Below are 18585 nucleotides of genomic sequence, written 5' to 3'. Positions count from 1 at the left end.
CCCTTCGGGGCTCGTCGCGGACCGTTACCGGGTGATCTTGCGGAGCATCTCGCGCGCGGCCAGACCGCCCGCGTCGATCGCGACGCTCAGCTCCTGCGTCCCCGGCGGCTCGCTGGCCACGACCTTCTCCAGGACGGTCAGGGCGTCCAGGTCCTGCTGGACGACTTCCTGATTCATCGTCAGCAGACTCTGGCCGACGGAGTCGTCGTCCAGGGCGAAGTCGCGGACCACCGCCCAGAAGTCCCACGTCGTGTTCTCCGTCTCCGGCGTGAGACCGTGCAGGATCTTGACGTGGGCGCCGCCTTCGTCTCCGTTCGGGCCGACCGGCGTGCCGTGCGGGGCGACCCGGACGTTGTTCACCCAGAATGCGGGCGGCTGGAACTCCACGTCCTGCCAGCGGTCGATCGGCGTGGTGAAGCCCGTGGTCTTCTCGTAGAAGGGCGGGCATTCCACGGCTTCCATGTGGCGCGAGAACGTGACCCGGTTCCGCTCGTCGTCGACGTGGGTGGTGAACGGTGTCCGGGCGATCTCCGGCGTGCCGATCAGACCCGCGTGCAGATACGTCTCGTGGGACAGGTCCATGAGGTTGTCCATCAGCAGGCTGTACCGGAACGGCGAGTACGCCATGTCCTCGACCGACGCCCACTCGGGGTCGTCCAGCCAGTGGGCGTCCGGCACCAGGTCCGGGTCGGCCTTGTCCTGGTCGCCGATCCAGATCCAGATCCACTTGTCCCGCTCGACCAGCTGGTAGCGCGGCACCCGGGCGGTGCGCGGCACCCGGTCCTGGCCGGGCACGAAGGTGCAGGTCCCGGAGCAGTCGAAGACGAAGCCGTGGTAGCCGCACTCGATGGAGTCGTCCTGGAGCTGCCCGAGCGACAGCGGGTAGCGGCGGTGCACACAGCGGTCCGCCAGGGCCACGGGCCGCCCGTCGCGGGTCCGGTAGAACACCACGGGCTCACCGCAGATCGTCCGGCTGAGGAGCTTTCTGCTCACCTCCTTGCTCCAGGCGGCGACATACCAATAGTTCTGCGGGAACGCGCTCATTGAACTCTCCTGGATTTCCGTGGGCGTCGCGCGCAAGTCGCTCTTCATCCGGTGACCGAAAAGGGTCCGTCAGGTGCGGGAGTGGACAGACCGCTGAGAGTTCCCCGTCGCGGCGGAAGGAGGACGGCCGACCGGTGCGGAGCAATTCGACAGGAGTCAACGATACGTACGCCGAGTTCCGTGTCAATCGCGGGCCGGAGAGCAACTCGTCGGTTACGACCGGCACTTGACAATCGGAATCCGCTGCGACTTCCCTGAGAGGCGTCCCGTTGATAGCCGGCCGTCTGCCGCAGTTCCGGGACGTCCCCTTCGTCCACCCGTCGCCACGGCACGGCCGGAACGCACGGCGTAGTGCGTTCCGGCATGAGAGGAATCGCCATGGAAGTGGTTCACCATTCCCTCGGAAAGAGCCTGCGGCTGAGCCGTCTCGTCAACCCGGTCTCCGGCCGGACGTTCGTGGTACCCCTCGACCACTCCGTCGCCGACGGCCCGGTCGCCTCCGCCGCGGCCTTCCGTGACATCGCCTTCGCGGTGGCCCGCAACGGTGGCGACGCCCTGCTGGTCCACAAGGGCCGCATCCGGTTCCTGCCGAGCGAGGTGCTGCGCGGCACGGCACTGGTGGTCCATCTGAACGGCATCACGCGGCACGCCCCCGACGCCGACGCCAAGGTCCGCCTCGCCGAGGTCGAGGAGGCACTCGAACTGGGGGCCGATGCCGTCAGCATCCACATCAACATGGGCTCCGGCACGGAGGGGAAGCAGCTGGGCGACCTGGCCCGGGCCGCCGAGGGCTGCTCCCGCTGGGGGCTGCCGCTGATCGCCATGGTCTATCCGCGCGGACCCCGGATCACCGACCCCACCGACCCCGAGCTGGTGGCGCACGCCGCGAACCTCGCCGCCGACCTCGGCGCCGACATCGCCAAGGTTCCCTACACCGGCTCACCGGCCACGATGGCCGAGGTCGTGCGCAGCTGCCCGATCGGCATCATCACCGCCGGCGGCGCCCCGGTCGGCGACCGGCAGCTGGCCCGCACCGTCGGCGAGGTCGTCGCCTCCGGCGCGCTCGGCGTGGCCATGGGCCGCAACGTGTGGGCGTCCCCGGATGTCGCGGCCACCGTGCGCCGGATCGCCGATGCCCTGCATGTGCCCGCCATCGGCCGCGTCGGCGCCGGCACCCCCGACCCTGGCCCCTCCTACGCCGCGGAAGTGCTCTCGGCCTCCGCTGCCGCATCCGCCCAGATCTGACCGAAGACACCGAGGAGTTCGCAGTGAAGCTCGCCTGGATCGACGTCCGCGGTCTGAAGGACCTCACCGCCCCCGTGATCGAGGAGGCCGTACACGTCGGCGTCGACGGGTTCGTCTCCGACGACCCGGAACTGCTGGCCACGATCCCGCCCTCCAAGCGCAAAGTCGGCCTGATCCTCCCGGAGACCCCCAAGCCGGCGGCCGAGAAGCTGGCGCAGACCGCCGACCTGCTGATCGTCGACCACACCCTGAGCGGGCAGTACGAGCCCACCTCGCCCGGCGCGGAGAAGGGCGTCTTCGTCACCGTCACCGGCGAGGAGTCGCTGGACGTGGCCTGCACCGTGGCGTCCACGGCCGCGTGGACGGTGGTGGAGTTCCAGCAGGACCCCAGCAAGATCCCGCTGGAGATCCTGCTCGGCGCCACCGACAAGGCCGAGGGCAAGCTGATCACGGTGGTCACGGACCTGGAGGACGCCGAGATCACCCTCACCGTGCTGGAGCGCGGTCCCGAGGGCGTCCTGCTGAGGCCCGCCGCGGTGGGCGAGGCGACCACCCTCACCCAGGTCTGCCAGGAGGGAACCGAGCAGCTGAAGCTGGAGGAGCTGACGGTGACCCGGCTCGCCCACGTCGGCCTGGGCGACCGGGTGTGCGTCGACACCTGCACCCACTTCAGGCAGAACGAGGGCATCCTGGTCGGCTCGCACGCCACCGGCATGATCCTGGTGAGCAGCGAGACCCACCCGCTGCCGTACATGCCCACCCGCCCGTTCCGGGTGAACGCCGCCGCGCTGCACTCCTACAGCCTCACGCCGAACAACCGCACCCGCTACCTGGCCGAACTGCGTTCCGGTTCCGAGCTGCTGGCCGTGGACACCGACGGCAGGACGCGGCGGGTCGTGGTCGGCCGGATCAAGATGGAGAGCCGCCCGATGCTGCTGATCGAGGCGGAGTCGCCCTCCGGCGGCAAGGTGAACGTGATCGCCCAGGACGACTGGCACGTGCGGGTACTCGGCCCCGGCGGCAGCGTCCACAACATCACCGAACTCAAGCCCGGCGACGTCATCCTCGGCTACGCGCTCACCGACCAGCGCCATGTCGGCTACCCCATCCGGGAGTTCCTGCACGAGCAGTGAGCCAAGGCAGCCCCGCCCCGGCCCCCATGACCGCGACCCGGTCGTGGGGGCCGGGCCGTTGCGGCCGCGAGCGGCCTGGCGTGTTCACTCCTGAAAGGGCCGGGCGCGTTCTTCGCCGCGCGAGCACCCGCGTGGCCTGGCCTCCCAGTCCGGCCTTCAGGGAACGCGCGGGCGGCCGGCCGGTTCCGTCCCGCCGGCGGGACACGGACACCCGCCGCCCGTCCCGCCGGCGGGACACCAATCGGGCAACGCCCTCGAACGCGCACGCCCGTCCCGGCACGTACTGACTGCTCTTTTGAATCGAGGGGAAATTGAGCGGCTCTCGAGTCGTCTTCTGTCATCCCTGCCGGTCCTTCTGGATTCCGGTCCCGGGCGGAGAATTCGGTTTCGCGTCTCCGACGATACGCCCCGGGCTCATTTCCTCTTTTCCTCAAGCGTTTTCCGCATGTCACACAACCGCGCCTGCTTCCGCGCAGGGAGCCCGCCATGCCCGTCGCCTCGCCCGAATTTCAGAAGCGCGAGCCGCCCGTACACGGGAGCCGATTACCGACAACGCCCGCATGGTGGCCCGTCGGTATGGCGCGCTGCACGACCCGGCGCGGAACGAGGGCCTGGTCGTACCGGCCGGCACCGATGACCGCCTGGGCCGTCGGCTCCCGCGATGCCGAACTCGTCGCCCGCCGCGCCGGCACGCTGCGGACAGGCACCCGCGGCATGCGGAGTTCCGGCCTGCTGGAGGCGGTCGCCGGCAACGGCAAGCCGGTGCTGCCCGAGCGGGGCATGAGCGCCACCGTCGAGGAATGGCTGCCGGCAGCCGGGTACATCGCGGACGAGCCCTCCGCCCGCACCGGGTCGCCCTCCGCCTCGGCGGCGTGGTGCGCGACGGGGGAGGGCGCATCCGGAGCACCCGGTGCGTGCTCCGGGCCCCGGCCGGAGGCGGGGGGAGTGCCGGGCGTCGCGACGGGGCGGACGTTGCCTGCCGCGGCACCAGGAGGCCGCGAGCAGTCGTCCGTTCCGCTCGTGCGCCGACCTCGGCAGGCGGCTGACGAGTTCGGCGATCGGGACCGAGCGCAGAGAGACCTGCCAGGCGCTGTGCGCCTCCCGCGTGACGGAGTTCACCGGGCATGGGCGCAGGCGCTCCTCGGGGGTCGAGGCCCCGGTGCCGCGCCGCCGGATCTCCTGGCGCAGGAACGGCGGCGCGGTCCCCTCGATCGCTTCGACGATGTCCAGCACGGTGATGTGCTCGGCGGGCGGGGCCGGCGGGTCACGGCGCGTCAGCCCGCCCTCCGGGGCCTGCGCCGGCAGCATCGCGCGGTGCAGGCCCCACTCCACGCCCTGTGACAGCTTCATGGAGACAGCCTCGACACAGAATCCTGGACATCCGCCCTCTCTAAATACCGGCATGCGCCTCGCGCATACGGCTCAGGATGTCCCGCAGGATGGCCGGCGACGTACCGAAGTTGAGCCGGACGAAGCCCTCGCCGCCGGGCCCGAAGGCGCGGCCGTCGTTCAGCAGGACGCGGGCCTTCTCCAGGAAGAACGTATAGGGATCGGTGCCGAGGCCGAGCGCGCGGCAGTCCAGCCACGCGAGGAAGCTCGCCTCCGGGACCCGGTAGCCGATGCCGTCCGGCACCTCCTCGCGCACCAGCGCGGCGTTGCGTGCCAGGACCGGCCGCAGCCGCGACAGCCAGGAGTCACCGTCCCGCCAGGCCGCGAGGGTGGCGGCCACGCCGAACGTGTTGGGCTCGCCGTACAGATGCGTCGGGCGCGACAGGGCCGCGCGCACCTCGGCCGCACCGACGTGGGCGACGGCGCAGCGCACCCCCGGAACGTTGAACGCCTTGGTCGCGGACGTCAGGGTCACCGTCCGTGCGGCCACCTCCGGCGACAGGGAGGCGAAGGGGATGTGCCGGTGCGGATCGTGCACGAGATCGGAGTGGATCTCGTCGGAGACGACCAGCAGGTCATGACGCAGGGCCAGTTCGGCGAGCGTCTCCAGCTCCTCGCGGCGCAGCACCCGCCCCGTCGGGTTGTGCGGGTTGACCAGCAGCAGCACCCGGCAGCCGCCGTCCGCCAGTTCACGGTCGAGCCGCTCGGAGTCGAAGACCCAGCCCTCGTTGTGCAGGGTGTACGGGACGGGGTGGACGCGCCGTTCCATGCTCGTCACCGTCTCCAGGAAGGGCGGATACGTCGGCGTGTGCACGGCGACACCGTCACCGGGGCCGGTGGCGACCCGCAGGACGGCCTGGAGGCCCTGGTTGATGTCGGTGAACTCCCGTACGTGACCGGGGTCGAGCACCCAGCCGTAGCGCTCCCGCATCCGTTCGGCGAACGCCGTCCGCAGCGGGATCTGCGTGGGCCGCCCGTCCCACGAGGGGTATCCCAGATCCTCGTCCACGCACCGCAGCAGGGCCTCCCGCACGGCGGGGGCCGGCGGGAAGTCCATCTCGGCGATCCACGCCGGAAGCACGTCCGGCTCGGCCCGGCTCCACTTCACTCCCGGGCGACGGGTCAGCGCGTGGACGTCGAGGTCGTCGAACATGGCCTGGTCTTCTCCTGTCATCGGTGGCTCTCCGCTCCTGTCATCGGTGGTTCTCCAGCCGTTCCGGCCGGCTTGCCGCCTCTTCCCGCTGTCCGGCGGGCGACCCGCCGTGGTCCTCCGGTCCGGCGGACCCGCGCCGGAGCCGGTCGTGGAGGGCGGCGGCGAAGCCGTCCGGATGGTCATGGTGGACGACGTGTCCGCTGTCCGTCACGACGCCCACCTCATGGCCGAGCGGGCGCAGTTCGTCCGCGACAGGTCCGGGCACCGTCTCGCCGGGACCGGCGGGCGCACCGGCGACGGCACGGCGGGCGGCGGCTGTTTCCGGCGCGGCATGCCGTGGACGGCCCGCAGGGTTGTGGTGTCCCACCGCGCCAGTGCCCGAGGCCGGCCGCGCCGGACCCGGTCGGCCAGCGGGGATTCCCTGTGTCCTGGCTCGCCACGGGAGGCGAGCCGCCACCGGGGCGGCCGGCACGCGCGGCCGGCTCTCGCCCTCGGCACCCTGGCGGTCGCCTGCGTCGCCGGCTCTCGCCCTCGGCACCGTGGCGGTCGCCTTCGTCGTCGGCTCTCGCCCTCGGCGCCGTGGCGGTCGCCTTCGTCGCCGGCGGTGCGGCCGAACTGCTCAGCCGGCGTGTGATGTCAGCCCTTCCCACGGTGCCCGCCGCCGTCGCGCTGTTCGTGGCGGCCCTGTCGTCGGCACCTCGGCCGGCTCCCGGCTCGGGCACTACCAGGGGCCGTCTGCCTGCGCCGCCGCCGCGGTGCCCCTCACGGCGCTTGCCGCACTGTCGCGGACCCGGTACACCCCTACCGGCTCCTGACGGGAAAGGGCCGCACCTCGGGCTCCAGGGCGCCGTCTGCTCCCCCCGGGACGGCGTCCCGGTCACGCCGGGCCAGCAGCCAGTACAGCAGTGCCGGCAGCACCAGGCCCACGATCCACGAGATGTCCGCCCCGCCCAGCCGGGAGACGAGCGGCCCGGTGTACAGCTCGCTGGACAGGAAGGGGAGCTGGACGAGGATGCCGGCCGCGTACGTCGTCAGTGCCCGCATGTTCCAGGCGCCGTAGCGGCCGTGCGGGTCGGCCAGCGCCGCGATGTCGTACCGCTCCTTGGACAGCAGGTAGAAGTCGACCAGGTTGATCGCGCTCCACGGCGTGAAGAAGATCAGCAGGAACAGCAGGAACGTCGAGAACGACTCCAGGAAATGTCCCCGGCCGAGCAGCGCCAGTGCCGTGCCGGTCAGCATGATGCCGCCGACGTACAGGCTTCTGGCGCGCGGACCGACCGGGCCGAGCGGGCGGAATCCGCTGATGCCGGTGATCAGGGACATGAATCCGCCGTAGGTGTTCAGCACATTGACCGTCAGCTTGCCGAAGGCGACGGCGAAATACAGCAGCCAGGTCAGGACGGCCGCCGAGCCGCCCATGCCGATGACGCGCCCGACCTCGTCGCCCTCCCGGCCGCCGTGCCACGCCGCCGCCAGCGCACCGAAGCCCATCGACCACTGCGCGCCGAGCACGCTGCCGCCCATCGTCGCCCAGAACACCGAGCGCGGCGGGGTCTCGCGCGGCAGATAGCGGGAGGAGTCCGCGACGTACGGGCCGAAGCCCAACTGCCACGATGCGGACAGGGACATCGCGAGCAGGAACAGCGGCGCCGAGAAGTGATGTTCGCCGAGGATCGTTCCCAGCGGCGCCTCGTGCGCCATCCGCACGCCCAGATAGAGGAAGGCGACCACGCCGACCGCCGTCGCCACCTTGCCGACGCGATGGATCAGCCGGTATCCGACGGCCGCCGTGACCGCGGTGGCGAGGGCGAAGACCACGATCCCGGTGGTCTCACCCGTGTGCGTGAGGTGTCCCACCGCCTGCCCGGCGAGCACGCTGCCGCTCGCGAAGAACCCGATGTACATCACGATCGAGCAGACCAGCGGGATCGCGGCGCCTCGCACCCCGAACTGGGCCCGGCTGGAGATCATCTGCGGCAGTCCGAGCCGCGGCCCCTGAGCGGCGTGCAGGGCCATGACCGCCCCGCCGAGCAGATTGCCGAGCAGCAGCGCCACCAGGGACCATGACGCGTCGAGTCCGAAGACCACGGCGAGTGATCCTGTGACCACCGCGCTGATCTGGAGGTTCGCGGCGAACCAGAGGCTGAACAGGTTGCGGGGTCTGCCGTGCCGTTCGCTGTCCGGTATGTGGTCGATGGACCGTTGTTCGATGAGTCCGCCTGCCTGGCGGGCGTTGTTTTCCTTGGGCATGAAAGAACTCCGCAGGCTGTTTTCTGGTGAAAGGGGGTCGTCATAATGGCAACGATCATTGGGTGGGCGTCAAGGAAAGTGCGGGCGGGTTCGGTCCGTAGGAATTCGGCCGGATGACCGAAAAGGGTTGTAAAAACCGGTGGTTCACCCGGAAAAATCTTTTCCGGATCAAGGATGGGTAAAGTGAGCGGCTTGCGTGTGGGGGCGTGGTTACAGTAGGGAAGCTGTGGCTGACGGACCTCTTGTTGTGTGGTGCGGGGTAGGGGGTCCAGGGGCTGACCGGGTCGTGGTGGCGGGGGGTCGATCTGGCCTGTCCGTGCGTGTGTGGTGTCTGCGTTCACCCGCCTTTTCCAGGTCGTTGGATACGAGGTGTCCGTGCGAGGGGAGGCATGATGACCACGCGGTCGGGTGGGAGTACGCCTTTCAGCCGGGAGCTTGAGGCGTTGCTCGCCGAACGGCAGCTGTCCTGGAGGAAACTGGCTCAGCGGGTCGGTTACACGGCGGGCTGGCTGAGCAAGGTGAAGAACGGCCGTCCCCCTTCGGAGGACCTGGCCCGCTTGTGTGACGAGGCCCTGGACGCGGGTGGCCGGCTCATCGCGCTCGCCGGGGGCCAGTCGGTCAGACCGCAGGCCGCCCGCACCGGGAAGGCGCCTCTTGCCCAGCTTCCCGTGGTCACGGCCGGTTTCGTCGGGCGGGAGAGTGAACTCGCCCAGCTCGACGCGGTACTGAACGGTCCGCTCCAGCCGGGCACGCCGCGGACCGTCGCGATCGACGGTCCCCCCGGTGTCGGCAAAACGGCCCTCGCGCTGCGCTGGGCGCACAACGTCGCACCGTTTTTCCCGGACGGCCAGCTGTATGTGGATCTCCAGGGGTATTCCGGCAACGGACCGGATGTCTATCCCGAGGTGGTCCTGGAGAAGTTCCTTTTCGCGCTGGGCGTCCCGGCGTCGGACATACCGGAGGGGAGCGATGAGAGAGCCGCGTTGTACCGCTCGCTGCTGGTCGGCCGGCGGGTGCTGCTGATCCTCGACAACGCGGCCGATTCCGGGCAGGTGGAACCTCTCCTGCCGGCGGCCAGTGACTGTGCCGTCGTCATCACCAGCCGCAGCCGCCTGTTCGCGATGGCGGTGCGCACCCATGCCACGCGCGTCACTCTCCGGCCGCTGTCGAGGGCGGAGTCGCATCTGTTGCTGCGTACGGTCCTCGGTCCGGAGCGGGTCGCGGGGCAGATGCACGCGCTCGATGAACTGGCCCGTCTGTGCGGGCGTCTGCCGCTGGCCCTGCGTATCGTTGCCGAGCACGCGGTGGTGGATCCGCATCTGAGCCCGGAGCAGATGCTGAGCGGCCTCGTGGTCGAGGAGCGTCTGCTGGAACTGCTCTCGCCGGACGACTCCATCGCGGTGCGGGCGGTGTTCTCCTGGTCGTACCGCAAGCTCGACGACGACTGCCGCCGGATGTTCCGGCTGCTGAGCCTGCATCCGGGGACGGCCGTCAGTGCGCAGGCCGCGGCCGCGTTGGCCGGATGGGACCGCGCTCACGTTGTCTCCGTGCTGGAGAGGCTGCACAGTACCCATCTGCTGGAACGCCTTGACGGCGGTGCGTACCGGCTGCACGGGCTGCTGCGCCTGTATGCCGCCGAGCGGGCCCGGGTGGATGAGAACGAGGACGAGCGCCGTCGGGCCGTGGAGCGGCTGGTGCTGTGGTATCTGCGGGCGGTCACCGCCGCGCGTGGACAGCTGGCTCCCTTCCGGTCCCGTCTGGACTGGCTGCACCACGAGTCGGACGATGACGGCCCCGGGCCCTTCTGCGATGCCGAGGCCGCGCTGCGCTGGTGTGACGTGGAGCTCCCGAACTTCGTGCCCGTGTGCAGGCTCGCGGCCGAATGGGGCTGTCACGACGTCCTGGCCGCCTTCGTGCTGCGGCTTTTTGACTACCTGATGCTGCGCAAGCCGTGGACGGTGTGGGTGACCAGCCACCAACTCGGCCTGGAAGCGGCGGAGAAGACGGGCGATCAGCGGGCGCTCGCCTGGCTCAAGACCCATCTCGCCCATGCCCGCTGGTGGTTGCGCGACCGCGCGGAGAGCGGGCGGCTGTACGAGGAAGCCATGGCCCTGCACCGGGCGTGCGGGGACCGTTGCGGGGAGGCCTGGAGTCTGGCGGGCATGGCGACCGCCGCGCGGGACCGCGGTGACCCCGGGCAGGCCTACGGACTGTCGATGCGGGCCGTGCGGATCTTCGAGGAGGTCGGCGACGAGGAGGGCCATGCCGCGGCTCTCGCCATACTCTGCGACATAGAGACCCAGGCGGGCAAGTCCGATGCGGCGCTTGAGGCCGTGCGGCACTCGCTGCGGCTGTGTGAGGAGATTCGCGACCATCAGCGGCTGGGCCGCGGCCTGATCAAGATGAGCGGTATCTGCGAATTCCGCGGGGACGTCGAGCAGGCCCTGCGTTACGCGCGGCTCGCGATCGACCTGCACCGTTCGGACAACGACCGCTGGAGCGAGGCGGGCGGGCTGGTCTGGCTCGGTGACCTCCTGGCCCGCTTCGGGGAGAAGGACCGGGCCACCGAGGCGTGGAACGCCGCGCTGCGGCTCTACGACGAACTCGGCGACCCGCGCGCGGAGAGCCTGTCGCAGGAGCTGCAGCGCACGAGCTGAGGCTGTTGCGCCGGCTGTCCCGCCGGCGGGACAGCCGGTGCGCGGGCCGTTGGCACAGCCGGCGCGGATACCGCGGGAGGCGTCGGGCCACCGCGTGCTCAGGGCCGCGACCCCCGTCTGCGGCGCGTGTGCGGGAACGGACCCGCGCTGCCTGGGGGGCAGGCGGACGGGCGCCGTCACCGTCGAGGAGCTGACCGTCCGGCGGCCTCGCCCGGGTCACCGTGGACGGCTGCTCCCGGTGCTTTTGAGGTCCGGCTTGCTGAGGTGATGCGCGAGCGCGCCGGGATGGCCTCCGGTTCGGTGTCGCCGGCGGTGTGGTTGATGACGGACAGGAAGGCGCCCGACGCGCCGCTGCGGCGTGCTGCCGGCTGCCGGGATGCCCGCCCGGCTGCCGGAGCACGGGGCCGTGTCGAGGACGCCGGCGTCTGCCCCGGTCTGCTGCGGGCCGGGGGTGACGAGCGAGGCTCCGGTCGGCCGTGGTGGCACGGTGCCGTTCCCGGTGCCGGTCAGCGAGCTCGGAACGAGGGTGCCGCCGGCTGCCGCGTCGGCTTTCGGGGCCGGTGGTTGCGCCGCGAACGGCAGCGGACCCACCATGGTGGTCATCCCGCCGATGACGACCACAAGCCCGTGCTTGGGCACGAGCCGGAAGGAGACCATCGCGCCGGTGCAGGGCATCGCCGCGCTCGACGTGACCAGCGGGCCTGCCTGCAGCGGTGAGGAGCCGCGCCCGGCCTGGAGCAACTGCGACAGCACGCACACGGGGCCGCGAAACGGGCGAGGAACGCCGTGCCGGTGACCGGCCCGCAGGTGCGGGAGCGCACGCGCGACACAGTCAGGTGAAGGACGGGGCTGCCGCCGCGTTCCGGCAGGACGCGCTGCCGGCGAACGGTGGGCCGGCCCACCGGGACCGTGGCGACGAGGCAGATCCGCGTCCGCGCCGGCGCCGGCCTTCCTCCCTGCCCTGTCGACCGCGGCTGCGGCGTCCGGGCGGCCACCGGTTGCCACGGCTGCCGAGCGATCCCGTACAGCGGGCGGGCCACTGCGAAGGCGCTCGTGCCGGCCAGGTCACCGACCTGTCCGCCGGTGGTCGGCCCGCTCGCGTACGCGAACGCCTGGCTGCGGACGACGCGTTCGAGGGTGGCCGGGCCGCTGGTGAGGTCTGCCGTCTGTGGTGCTGCGCTCGGCTTCGAGCACGGGCAGAGAACATCGGGTAAGTGGGTCATCCGCGGTTTGCCGTGCCCCTGGGCGAGCGGGGTGCCGGCGGCTGCCGCGGCGGGAGCGGCGGGGATGCTCAGGCGGGCCCGGAGCACGCATGGTCGTCAGCACCGGCCTGCCCGCCCGGGGGCTTTTGTGAAGGAAAGACAACGACACGAGAAAGGCGCGAGGGTGGTCCCGCGACGGCATGCGGTGGTGATCGGCGCCGGGCTGACCGGTCTGCTGGCCGCGAAGGTGCTCACCGAGGCATTCACATGGGTGACGGTCCTGGAACGGGAACAGGTGACGGGCGGCGCCGACGCGTTGGACCGTCTGCCGGACGGGCGCCGTGTCTGCGTGCTGGCGCCATTGTTCGGCGACCTCGTCGAGCAACTGCTTCCCGGGTTCATGGACCTGCTGCGCGCGCAGGGCGCCGCGGCCGGCGACATCCTGTCCGACGTCCGCTGGTACCTGGGCGGACAACCGCTCAGACAGCGGGAGACCGGGCTGACGGGCCTGTCGGTGAGCCAGGCCTTCCTGGAGGGCGTCCTGCGGCGCGTGCTGCTGCAGTGCCCGGGCGTCGGCATCGTCGACAGCTGCGATGTCACCGGCCTGATGGCGACGGCCGACGGCCGCCGGGTGACCGGTGTCCGCGTCCACCCCTGCGGCGAACGGGAACAGGGCGTCGACGCCGACCTTGTGGTGGATGCCTCGGGCGAGGCCTCGCACCTGGCATGGCTGACCCGGCTGGGCGTCGCCCCGCCGCGTCCCGACACCGTCCATCTCGGTGTGAGTGAGGTTGTTCGGCGTTACAGGTTGCCTGTGGGTGTGCTTGAGGGTGATTTGGCTGTGGTGGTGGCTCCTACGTGTGCTGTGCCGCGTTCGGGTTGTCTGGTGCGTGAGGAGCGGGGTCGTTGGGCTTTGAGTCTGGGTAGTTTGGTGGGTGATTTGCCGCGTTTGGGTGACGACCGGTCTTTGCTTCGGTTTGCCGGGGGTCTTGCGGCTGGGGATATTCGTGAGGTGCTGGGTGAGGCGGAGCCGCTTGGTGAGCCTGCGTTCCCGTATGTGTCTGGGCGTGTGTGCTTTCGGTATGGCAGTGCTCGTGGTCTGCCTTCCGGGCTGTTGCTGATGGGTTTGGGTTGTGTCCACGGGGATCTGGTCGGTTCGCGGGCTGCGACTGTTGCGGCTTTGGAGGCGTTGGTCCTGCGTGAGTTCCTCGGTGCGGGGGGCACGGTTTCCGGGTACCGGTTCCATCATCGGGCCTGGCGTTTGAGGGACCGGATTTTTGCCCGGACGCATGCTTATATTCCCCGGTTTTCTGTCACTTTGCGGCATTTGCCGTTGTCTTTGAGGCTGCGTCATCGTCTGCTGGACCGGGTTGTGCAGGCGGCGGTGTGTGACGCGGAGGCGGCTTTGAGGCTGTTGGGTGCGTATGGTCTGGTGCGGTGGTAGGGGCGTGGCTGTGGGGCTGGGCCGGGTGTGGCCTTTGTGGTGTGCCTGGTGCGGGTTCGGGGTGGTTGGGTGTTTCCTTTCAGGAGTCAACAGGTCAACACTGGTGTTGGGCTTTGTGGTCCCTTCATGCTGGTGGCACGGCCGCGCGCGGCCTGTGTGGCCGCGGCCCGGCCGACGGACAGGGGACGACGGACGGACATGATCGGTGACTGCAGGCATGCAAGCGACAGACATCGTGCGCGGGGGGCGTCATGCCATGGCGCGTTCTGCTCCTCGCCGGGCGGGGCTTCCGCTTATCGACGCTGGAGGCGGCGGTCAGAACGCGGCCGGCGTGGCTGTGGCCGGGCCGGTGCCGGCCCGGGCGCGGGCTGGTCACAAGGGCCAGATCCTCACCACCCGGGTGGGATTGCGCCTGCCGGCGGCGCTGCCGTTCGAGACATGGCAGGCGGCCGGCCGGAAGCTTTTCCAGACGGCCGACTCCTTCGCCTGGTGTCTTGGGGACTGGCTGGTGTATGGGCAGGACAAGTACGGTGACCGGTACCGCCAGGCGGTGGAGGCGGCCGGCCTGGATTATCAGACGCTGCGTAACTATGCGTGGGTGGCGCGGAAGTTCGATGTCTCGCGCCGTCACCCTCAGCTGAGTTTCCAGCACCACGCCGAGGTGGCCGCGCTGCGACCGGGTGATCAGGACGTCTGGCTGGCGCGGGCGCATGACAACGGCTGGTCGAAGACAGAGTTGCGGCGCAGGGTGCGTGCCCACCGGGGCTCGGCGGAGCGCCGGGGTCTTGCCCGGTTGCCGCTGGTTCAGGTGGAGAGTGAAGCGCTGACGCGCTGGCAGGCTGCCGCCGAGCTCGCCGGTAAGCCGTTCGCCGACTGGGTCACGAGCGCTTTGGACGTGGCGGCCTGTGGCACGGCGAAGCACTGCGACGCGGGCTGAGCGGCCGGGGCCGAGGGCGGTCCGGCGGTGCGTTGCGCGGTGCCGGGCGGTCCGCCGGGCAACGCCGCCGGTCACGTGTCGTGGCGTCGGTCGTTCTCGCTGTCGTCGCTGTCGTCGCTGTCGTCGCTGTCGTCGCTGTCGTCGCTGTCGTCGCTGTCGTCGCTGTCGTTGCTGCCGTTGCTGTCGTCGCTGTCGGGGTGGGGTTGTTCGTCAGCTGATGCTGCGGGGGAAGCGGAAGAAGCCGTGCGGGTCGTAGGCGTGCTTGATGCGTGCCAGGCGGGGGTAGTTTTCGGCGTAGTAGGCGGTCCGCCAGTCTTCCAGGGCGGGGTCCATGTAGTTTTGGTAGCTTTCGGGCAGGGAGTGGCGGTCGAGGACGGCGAAGCCGTCTGCGAGCCAGTTTTCACAGGCTGCTGTGTCTTCGCTGGTGTAGGCGGGGTCGGGCAGTTCTGCGGTGAGTCCGGCCAGTATCTGGGTGGTGCGGTGTACGTAGGCGGTGTCGGTGCGGGCCGGTTCGTTCGCGGCGCCTCCGAGGGCCTCGAAGTACAGTTTGCGGGTCTGTCCGGTTCGCATGTGCGTGGGGTCGGTCAGGACTGTCAGGAGGTCCTCGATGTCGGCGGGGGGCACCGTTGAGTCGAACATCCGGGACCGGGTGCGGTAGTAGTTCCAGCGGGGCACCATCGATTCGGGTGTGGTGCCGGCCCGGTGGCATTGTGCGGTGGTGAGGGTCGCGCAGCCGTAGATCTGCATCATGCCTTGCTGAAGCGATCTTTCTGCGACGGTCCGGTTGAGGGGGTTTGTGCCGACTGCTGCGACGAGTTCGTCGATATGGCGGTCGAGGTCTTCCACGGTGCCGTACCAGGTGCCGGCGATGCTCACCATGGTGTCGGGTGAGGGGGGGCTTGCGGAGCCGGCTATGAGCAGCGAGGAGAGGTCGTTGGGTGCCCTTGTCACCCACTGCTGCCAGTTTTCGATCGTTGTGGCCGTGTCGCCTGCCGACCAGACCAGTCTGTAGCCGGTCAGGGTGGTGCGTCGTATGGGTTGCAGTGTGTAGCTGGTGACGACGCCGTAGTTGCCGCCGCCGTTGCCGCGCAGTGCCCAGTACAGATCGGGGTTGTCTTGGGCCGAGGCGCGTACGGCGCGCCGGTCCGCCAGTACCACTTCGGCTGAGACGAGCCGGTCGCAGGCCATGCCGTATTTGCGTGTCTGATGGCCGATGCCGCCGCCCTGGATGAATCCGCCGGCGCCTACGGTGGGGCAGAGGCCGCTGGCCAGGGCGAGCCCGTGCGGGGTGAGGGCTGCCAGCGCGTCGACTTGCTGGGTGCCGGCCCCGATCGTGACGAGTGTTTGGTCGGTGGTGACCCGGTTCAGCCGGGAGACGTCCAGTATTATGCCGGTCGTCGTCGAGTAGCCGCCGAAACTGTGTCCGCCGCTGCGGGGAACGGTGTGTATCCCTTTGTCCTGGGCGAACGCCAGGACGGTCTGGACATCCTGTGTGTTCTGGCAGTAGGCGATGGCCATCGGGTGGGTGGTGTCGAACTGGCGGAGTGACTGCTCGCGGGCCTGTTCGTAGCGTGCGTCCGACGGCAGGATGAGATCACCGTCGAGGTGACGGCTCAGTGCGTTCCAGCCGGCCGTGCCGCGGCGCCGGGTGGTGCTGCCGGCGGCGGATCCGGTCGGCCCGAGGAGGCCTGTCACCGCACCGGCCGTCGATGCGGCGGTCAGGCTCAGGACAGCACGGCGAGTGAGGTTGCCTGCCACAGTGATTCCCCCATACGTGTAAGACGTTGCCGTGATTCTCATCATTCGCTGAGAGCGGGCGCAAGGACGAGGGCCGTAACTGACCGCCCTCACTCGGGGTTTTCGGGCGGATACCGGTAACGAGGGGAACGGCCCGGCACCCCGGCACCCCGGGCCCCGTGGCGGGGGGGAGGGGTTGAGCACGCGGGTGTGTGAGCCGGCGGCCGCCCGCGCCGTCGGGCCGGTGTCTGGATGTCCTGGCCGGCGGGCCGGGGGGGGGGATGTTCGTTGTGCTGTACCGGGGGGTGTGCTGCCCTGCTCGGCTGTGGCAGGTCGGCGCGGGGCGTCCGGGCCGGTTCTGCGTTCTTCGGCCAAGAGGGGGGCACCGGTGGGCGCTGCTGTTCAGGCATGGCCCTCGCGGTTGTGTGCCGCGGGGCGTGTGGGCGGCCGCCTGACGCCGGTGTTTTGCATGCTGTGCCGGGGGAGGTGGCGGGCTGCGTCGTCACGAGCGCGTGTGAGGAGCCGGGGGGCCTGGTATCCGTCGTGCGGGCCGGTCGGGGAGCGGCGCTTGAGCAGGTCTCGAACGGCAGGGCTCAGGATGCAGGGCATGAAGGCACTCGTGCTGGCCGGCGGGAGCGGTAGCCGGTTGCGCCCGTTGACGCTCTCGATGCCCAAGCAGCTGATCCCCGTCGCGAACGAGCCGGTCCTGCGGCACTGCTTGCGCAACATCCGGGCCATGGGCATACGGCAGGTCGGCGTCGTGGAGGGCGAGCACGGCGACCAGATCCGGGCGGCGCTGGGGGACGGGGCGGCGCTGGGCCTGGACCTCACCTACATCCGGCAGGACACCCCGGCCGGGCTCGCGCACTGTGTCCGTATCGCCGCGGGCTTCCTCGGCAACGAGGATTTCGTCCTGTACCTGGGTGACAATGTGGTGTCGGTGATCTGGCGGGCGCGGCCGAGGAGTTCAGGTCCAGCCGGCCGGCCGCGAAGCTGCTGCTTGCCAAGGTCGCCGATCCGAGCCAGTACGGTGTGGCCGGCCTCCGTGCGGACGGCAATGTCCGTGCGGTGGTGGAGAAGTCGCCTTGCCGCCGAGCGATCTGGCGATCATGGGTGTCTACTTCTTCACGACGGAGATCTGTGCCGCAGTAGACCGGATCAGTCCCAGCCCGCGCGGTGAACTGGAGATCACCGACGCGATCCAGTACCTGATCGATGCGGGGGGTACCGTCTCCGCGCAGCCTTTCACCGGCCTGTGGAAGGACACCGGCACGGTCGAGGGCCTGCTGGCCTGCAATCGGCTGCTGCTGGACGGGTTACCTCCGAACATCGCCGGTGTGGTCGACGCGGCGAGTGTCGTGCACGGCGATGTGACGGTGGAGCGCGGTGCGCGGGTGACCCGCTCCGTGCTGCGCGGGCCGCTCGTCCTCGGCGCGGGCAGCGTGGTCGAGGACAGCGTCCTGGGCCCGTATGTCGCCCTCGGGCCGCAGTGCCGGGTGCGCAAAGCCGTCGTGCGGGACTCGATTCTCCTGGGCGGCTCCGTCGTGCGGGGAGGGCCACCGGTCACCGGTGAGATATCCAACGGCCGGCTGCGGGTCACGGCACCTGCCACCTCCTCGGCCGAGGACCGCAGTGCGTCGTGATCAGCGTTCTTCCGGGTTCGTCCTGCCCGCACCGATCGCCGCCGCGGCGGCCGCGTCGGCCGCGGCGGCGGTCGGCGGCCCGCACACCGAGCCGCAGGAAGAGCACCGCGCATGCTGCCGCGCCCGCCCGTCCACCCCGCATCGCGGGCGCGGGGCGGGCGGATCACTCGCCCGCCGGGCTGTATGTGTCGGTTGCCCGGGACGGGTCGTGCCGGGGCACCGCCATGTTCCTCGCCGGCGGGGGCGTCCGGCCGTGCGGGGAGCGGTCTACGGGCGGGCCGGCGCCGGCCCGCCCGGCCCGCCGTCACCGCGAGCGACGAGCGTACGGCCCGGCCGTGGCCCGGCTGACCAGGTGAGGGCGGGTGTCACCGCGCTGCGCGCGGTGCGCTGGCGGACCTCGTATCGAAGGGATCGAGCATGACGACCGCGACACAGCTGGCAGCGCGGGATGACACCCGGCTGCCCGCACGGCTGGAGCGTTCCCTGCGGGCCGTCGTGGCCGGTACGGGCATGCGGACCCAGGACGTCGACGCCTGGCTCGCCGGGCGCGCCAGGCGCACCGCTTCACCGTCGAGCGGGTGCCGCTTGAGAAGATCGACGGCTGGTCGTTCGAACCGGGAGCGGCAATGTCGTGCACCGCAGCGGGCGGTTCTTCAGCGTGGAGGGGCTGGATGTCGCGATCGACGGCCGGGCGTGGCAGCAGCCGATCATCGTGCAGCCGAGGTGGGGATCCTCGGCATTCTGGCCAAGG

At 70.5% G+C, this 18585-nt stretch carries 15 protein-coding genes; 9 read left to right on the top strand and 6 right to left on the bottom strand.

Features of this window, described 5'->3' with window-relative positions; genetic code table 11:
* Positions 1-24: 24 nt before the first annotated feature.
* A complete protein-coding gene (locus tag Srubr_RS39350; RefSeq protein ID WP_189998035.1) occupies positions 25-1044 on the bottom strand; it encodes an aromatic ring-hydroxylating dioxygenase subunit alpha in 1020 nt (339 codons plus the stop codon).
* 378 nt (positions 1045-1422) lie between these two features.
* Between Srubr_RS39350 and Srubr_RS39345 the strand changes: the two genes are divergently transcribed.
* Both Srubr_RS39345 and Srubr_RS39340 read left to right on the top strand, forming a co-directional pair.
* Entirely contained in the window at positions 1423-2289 is an 867-nt protein-coding gene (locus Srubr_RS39345; protein WP_189998036.1) for a 2-amino-3,7-dideoxy-D-threo-hept-6-ulosonate synthase, read from the top strand.
* 23 nt (positions 2290-2312) lie between these two features.
* A complete protein-coding gene (locus Srubr_RS39340; protein WP_203855100.1) occupies positions 2313-3422 on the top strand; it encodes a 3-dehydroquinate synthase II family protein in 1110 nt (369 codons plus the stop codon).
* Between the two features lie 1390 nt (positions 3423-4812).
* Here Srubr_RS39340 and Srubr_RS39335 read toward each other — a convergent pair.
* The 3 genes from Srubr_RS39335 to Srubr_RS39325 all read right to left on the bottom strand — a co-directional run bounded on the left by Srubr_RS39335 (position 4813) and on the right by Srubr_RS39325 (position 8214).
* Positions 4813-5985: a MalY/PatB family protein gene (locus tag Srubr_RS39335; RefSeq protein WP_229927011.1), complete on the bottom strand. Its 1173-nt coding sequence runs from the start codon at positions 5983-5985 to the stop codon at positions 4813-4815.
* Positions 5986-6004: 19 nt separating this feature from the next.
* Positions 6005-6229: a hypothetical protein gene (locus Srubr_RS39330; protein WP_189999767.1), complete on the bottom strand. Its 225-nt coding sequence runs from the start codon at positions 6227-6229 to the stop codon at positions 6005-6007.
* 536 nt (positions 6230-6765) lie between these two features.
* Positions 6766-8214: a purine-cytosine permease family protein gene (locus Srubr_RS39325; protein ID WP_189999766.1), complete on the bottom strand. Its 1449-nt coding sequence runs from the start codon at positions 8212-8214 to the stop codon at positions 6766-6768.
* Positions 8215-8882: 668 nt separating this feature from the next.
* Here Srubr_RS39325 and Srubr_RS39320 point away from each other — a divergent pair.
* Positions 8883-10871 carry an ATP-binding protein gene (locus Srubr_RS39320; protein ID WP_203855014.1) on the top strand — a complete coding sequence of 663 codons (1989 nt, stop codon included), beginning with the start codon at positions 8883-8885 and terminating at the stop codon, positions 10869-10871.
* A gap of 216 nt (positions 10872-11087) precedes the next feature.
* Here the strand turns inward: Srubr_RS39320 and Srubr_RS39315 are convergent, their stop codons facing one another.
* Positions 11088-11624: an MFS transporter gene (locus Srubr_RS39315; protein ID WP_189999764.1), complete on the bottom strand. Its 537-nt coding sequence runs from the start codon at positions 11622-11624 to the stop codon at positions 11088-11090.
* A gap of 654 nt (positions 11625-12278) precedes the next feature.
* Here Srubr_RS39315 and Srubr_RS39310 point away from each other — a divergent pair.
* The 3 genes from Srubr_RS39310 to Srubr_RS39300 all read left to right on the top strand — a co-directional run bounded on the left by Srubr_RS39310 (position 12279) and on the right by Srubr_RS39300 (position 14672).
* Entirely contained in the window at positions 12279-13517 is a 1239-nt protein-coding gene (locus Srubr_RS39310; RefSeq protein WP_189999763.1) for an NAD(P)-binding protein, read from the top strand.
* 217 nt (positions 13518-13734) lie between these two features.
* A complete protein-coding gene (locus tag Srubr_RS39305) occupies positions 13735-14454 on the top strand; it encodes an LmbU family transcriptional regulator (protein ID WP_229927009.1) in 720 nt (239 codons plus the stop codon).
* A gap of 80 nt (positions 14455-14534) precedes the next feature.
* The gene (locus Srubr_RS39300) at positions 14535-14672 is read left to right on the top strand and encodes a hypothetical protein (RefSeq protein WP_189999762.1); all 138 of its coding nucleotides are present in this window, start codon (positions 14535-14537) and stop codon (positions 14670-14672) included.
* On the opposite strand, the gene Srubr_RS39295 is transcribed toward Srubr_RS39300, so the two are convergent.
* The gene (locus Srubr_RS39295) at positions 14665-16149 is read right to left on the bottom strand and encodes an FAD-binding oxidoreductase (RefSeq protein WP_203855019.1); all 1485 of its coding nucleotides are present in this window, start codon (positions 16147-16149) and stop codon (positions 14665-14667) included. The genes Srubr_RS39300 and Srubr_RS39295 overlap by 8 nt on opposite strands.
* Before the next feature lie 511 nt (positions 16150-16660).
* On the opposite strand from Srubr_RS39295, the gene Srubr_RS42160 reads away from it, so the two are divergent.
* The 3 genes from Srubr_RS42160 to Srubr_RS41760 form a co-directional block, all read left to right on the top strand.
* On the top strand, positions 16661-17371 hold the full coding sequence (locus tag Srubr_RS42160; protein WP_373319236.1) for a sugar phosphate nucleotidyltransferase: 711 nt from the start codon (positions 16661-16663) through the stop codon (positions 17369-17371).
* Positions 17277-17834, top strand: coding sequence for a sugar phosphate nucleotidyltransferase (locus Srubr_RS39285; RefSeq protein ID WP_230426680.1), 558 nt, complete (start codon positions 17277-17279; stop codon positions 17832-17834). Before Srubr_RS42160 ends, Srubr_RS39285 begins: the two co-directional genes overlap by 95 nt.
* Positions 17835-18465: 631 nt before the next feature.
* The coding region (locus Srubr_RS41760; RefSeq protein ID WP_308445542.1) for an NDP-hexose 2,3-dehydratase family protein at positions 18466-18585 on the top strand (120 nt) is incomplete at its 3' end.

Origin of the sequence: Streptomyces rubradiris (assembly GCF_016860525.1) — a bacterium.
Classification (GTDB): domain Bacteria; phylum Actinomycetota; class Actinomycetes; order Streptomycetales; family Streptomycetaceae; genus Streptomyces; species Streptomyces rubradiris.
The sequence above is the reverse complement of the archived record's forward strand: the minus strand, read 5'-3'. Positions and strand labels throughout refer to the sequence as shown.

Bases quoted from the DNA above. Each gene is read 5' to 3' on its own strand.
- Srubr_RS39350 (WP_189998035.1), bottom strand. From the start codon at position 1,044: ATGAGCGCGTTCCCGCAGAACTATTGGTATGTCGCCGCCTGGAGCAAG.
- Srubr_RS39345 (WP_189998036.1), top strand. From the start codon at position 1,423: ATGGAAGTGGTTCACCATTCCCTCGGAAAGAGCCTGCGGCTGAGCCGT.
- Srubr_RS39335 (WP_229927011.1), bottom strand. From the start codon at position 5,985: ATGACAGGAGAAGACCAGGCCATGTTCGACGACCTCGACGTCCACGCG.
- Srubr_RS39325 (WP_189999766.1), bottom strand. From the start codon at position 8,214: ATGCCCAAGGAAAACAACGCCCGCCAGGCAGGCGGACTCATCGAACAA.
- Srubr_RS39305 (WP_229927009.1), top strand. From the start codon at position 13,735: ATGCAAGCGACAGACATCGTGCGCGGGGGGCGTCATGCCATGGCGCGT.
- Srubr_RS42160 (WP_373319236.1), top strand. From the start codon at position 16,661: ATGCTGTGCCGGGGGAGGTGGCGGGCTGCGTCGTCACGAGCGCGTGTG.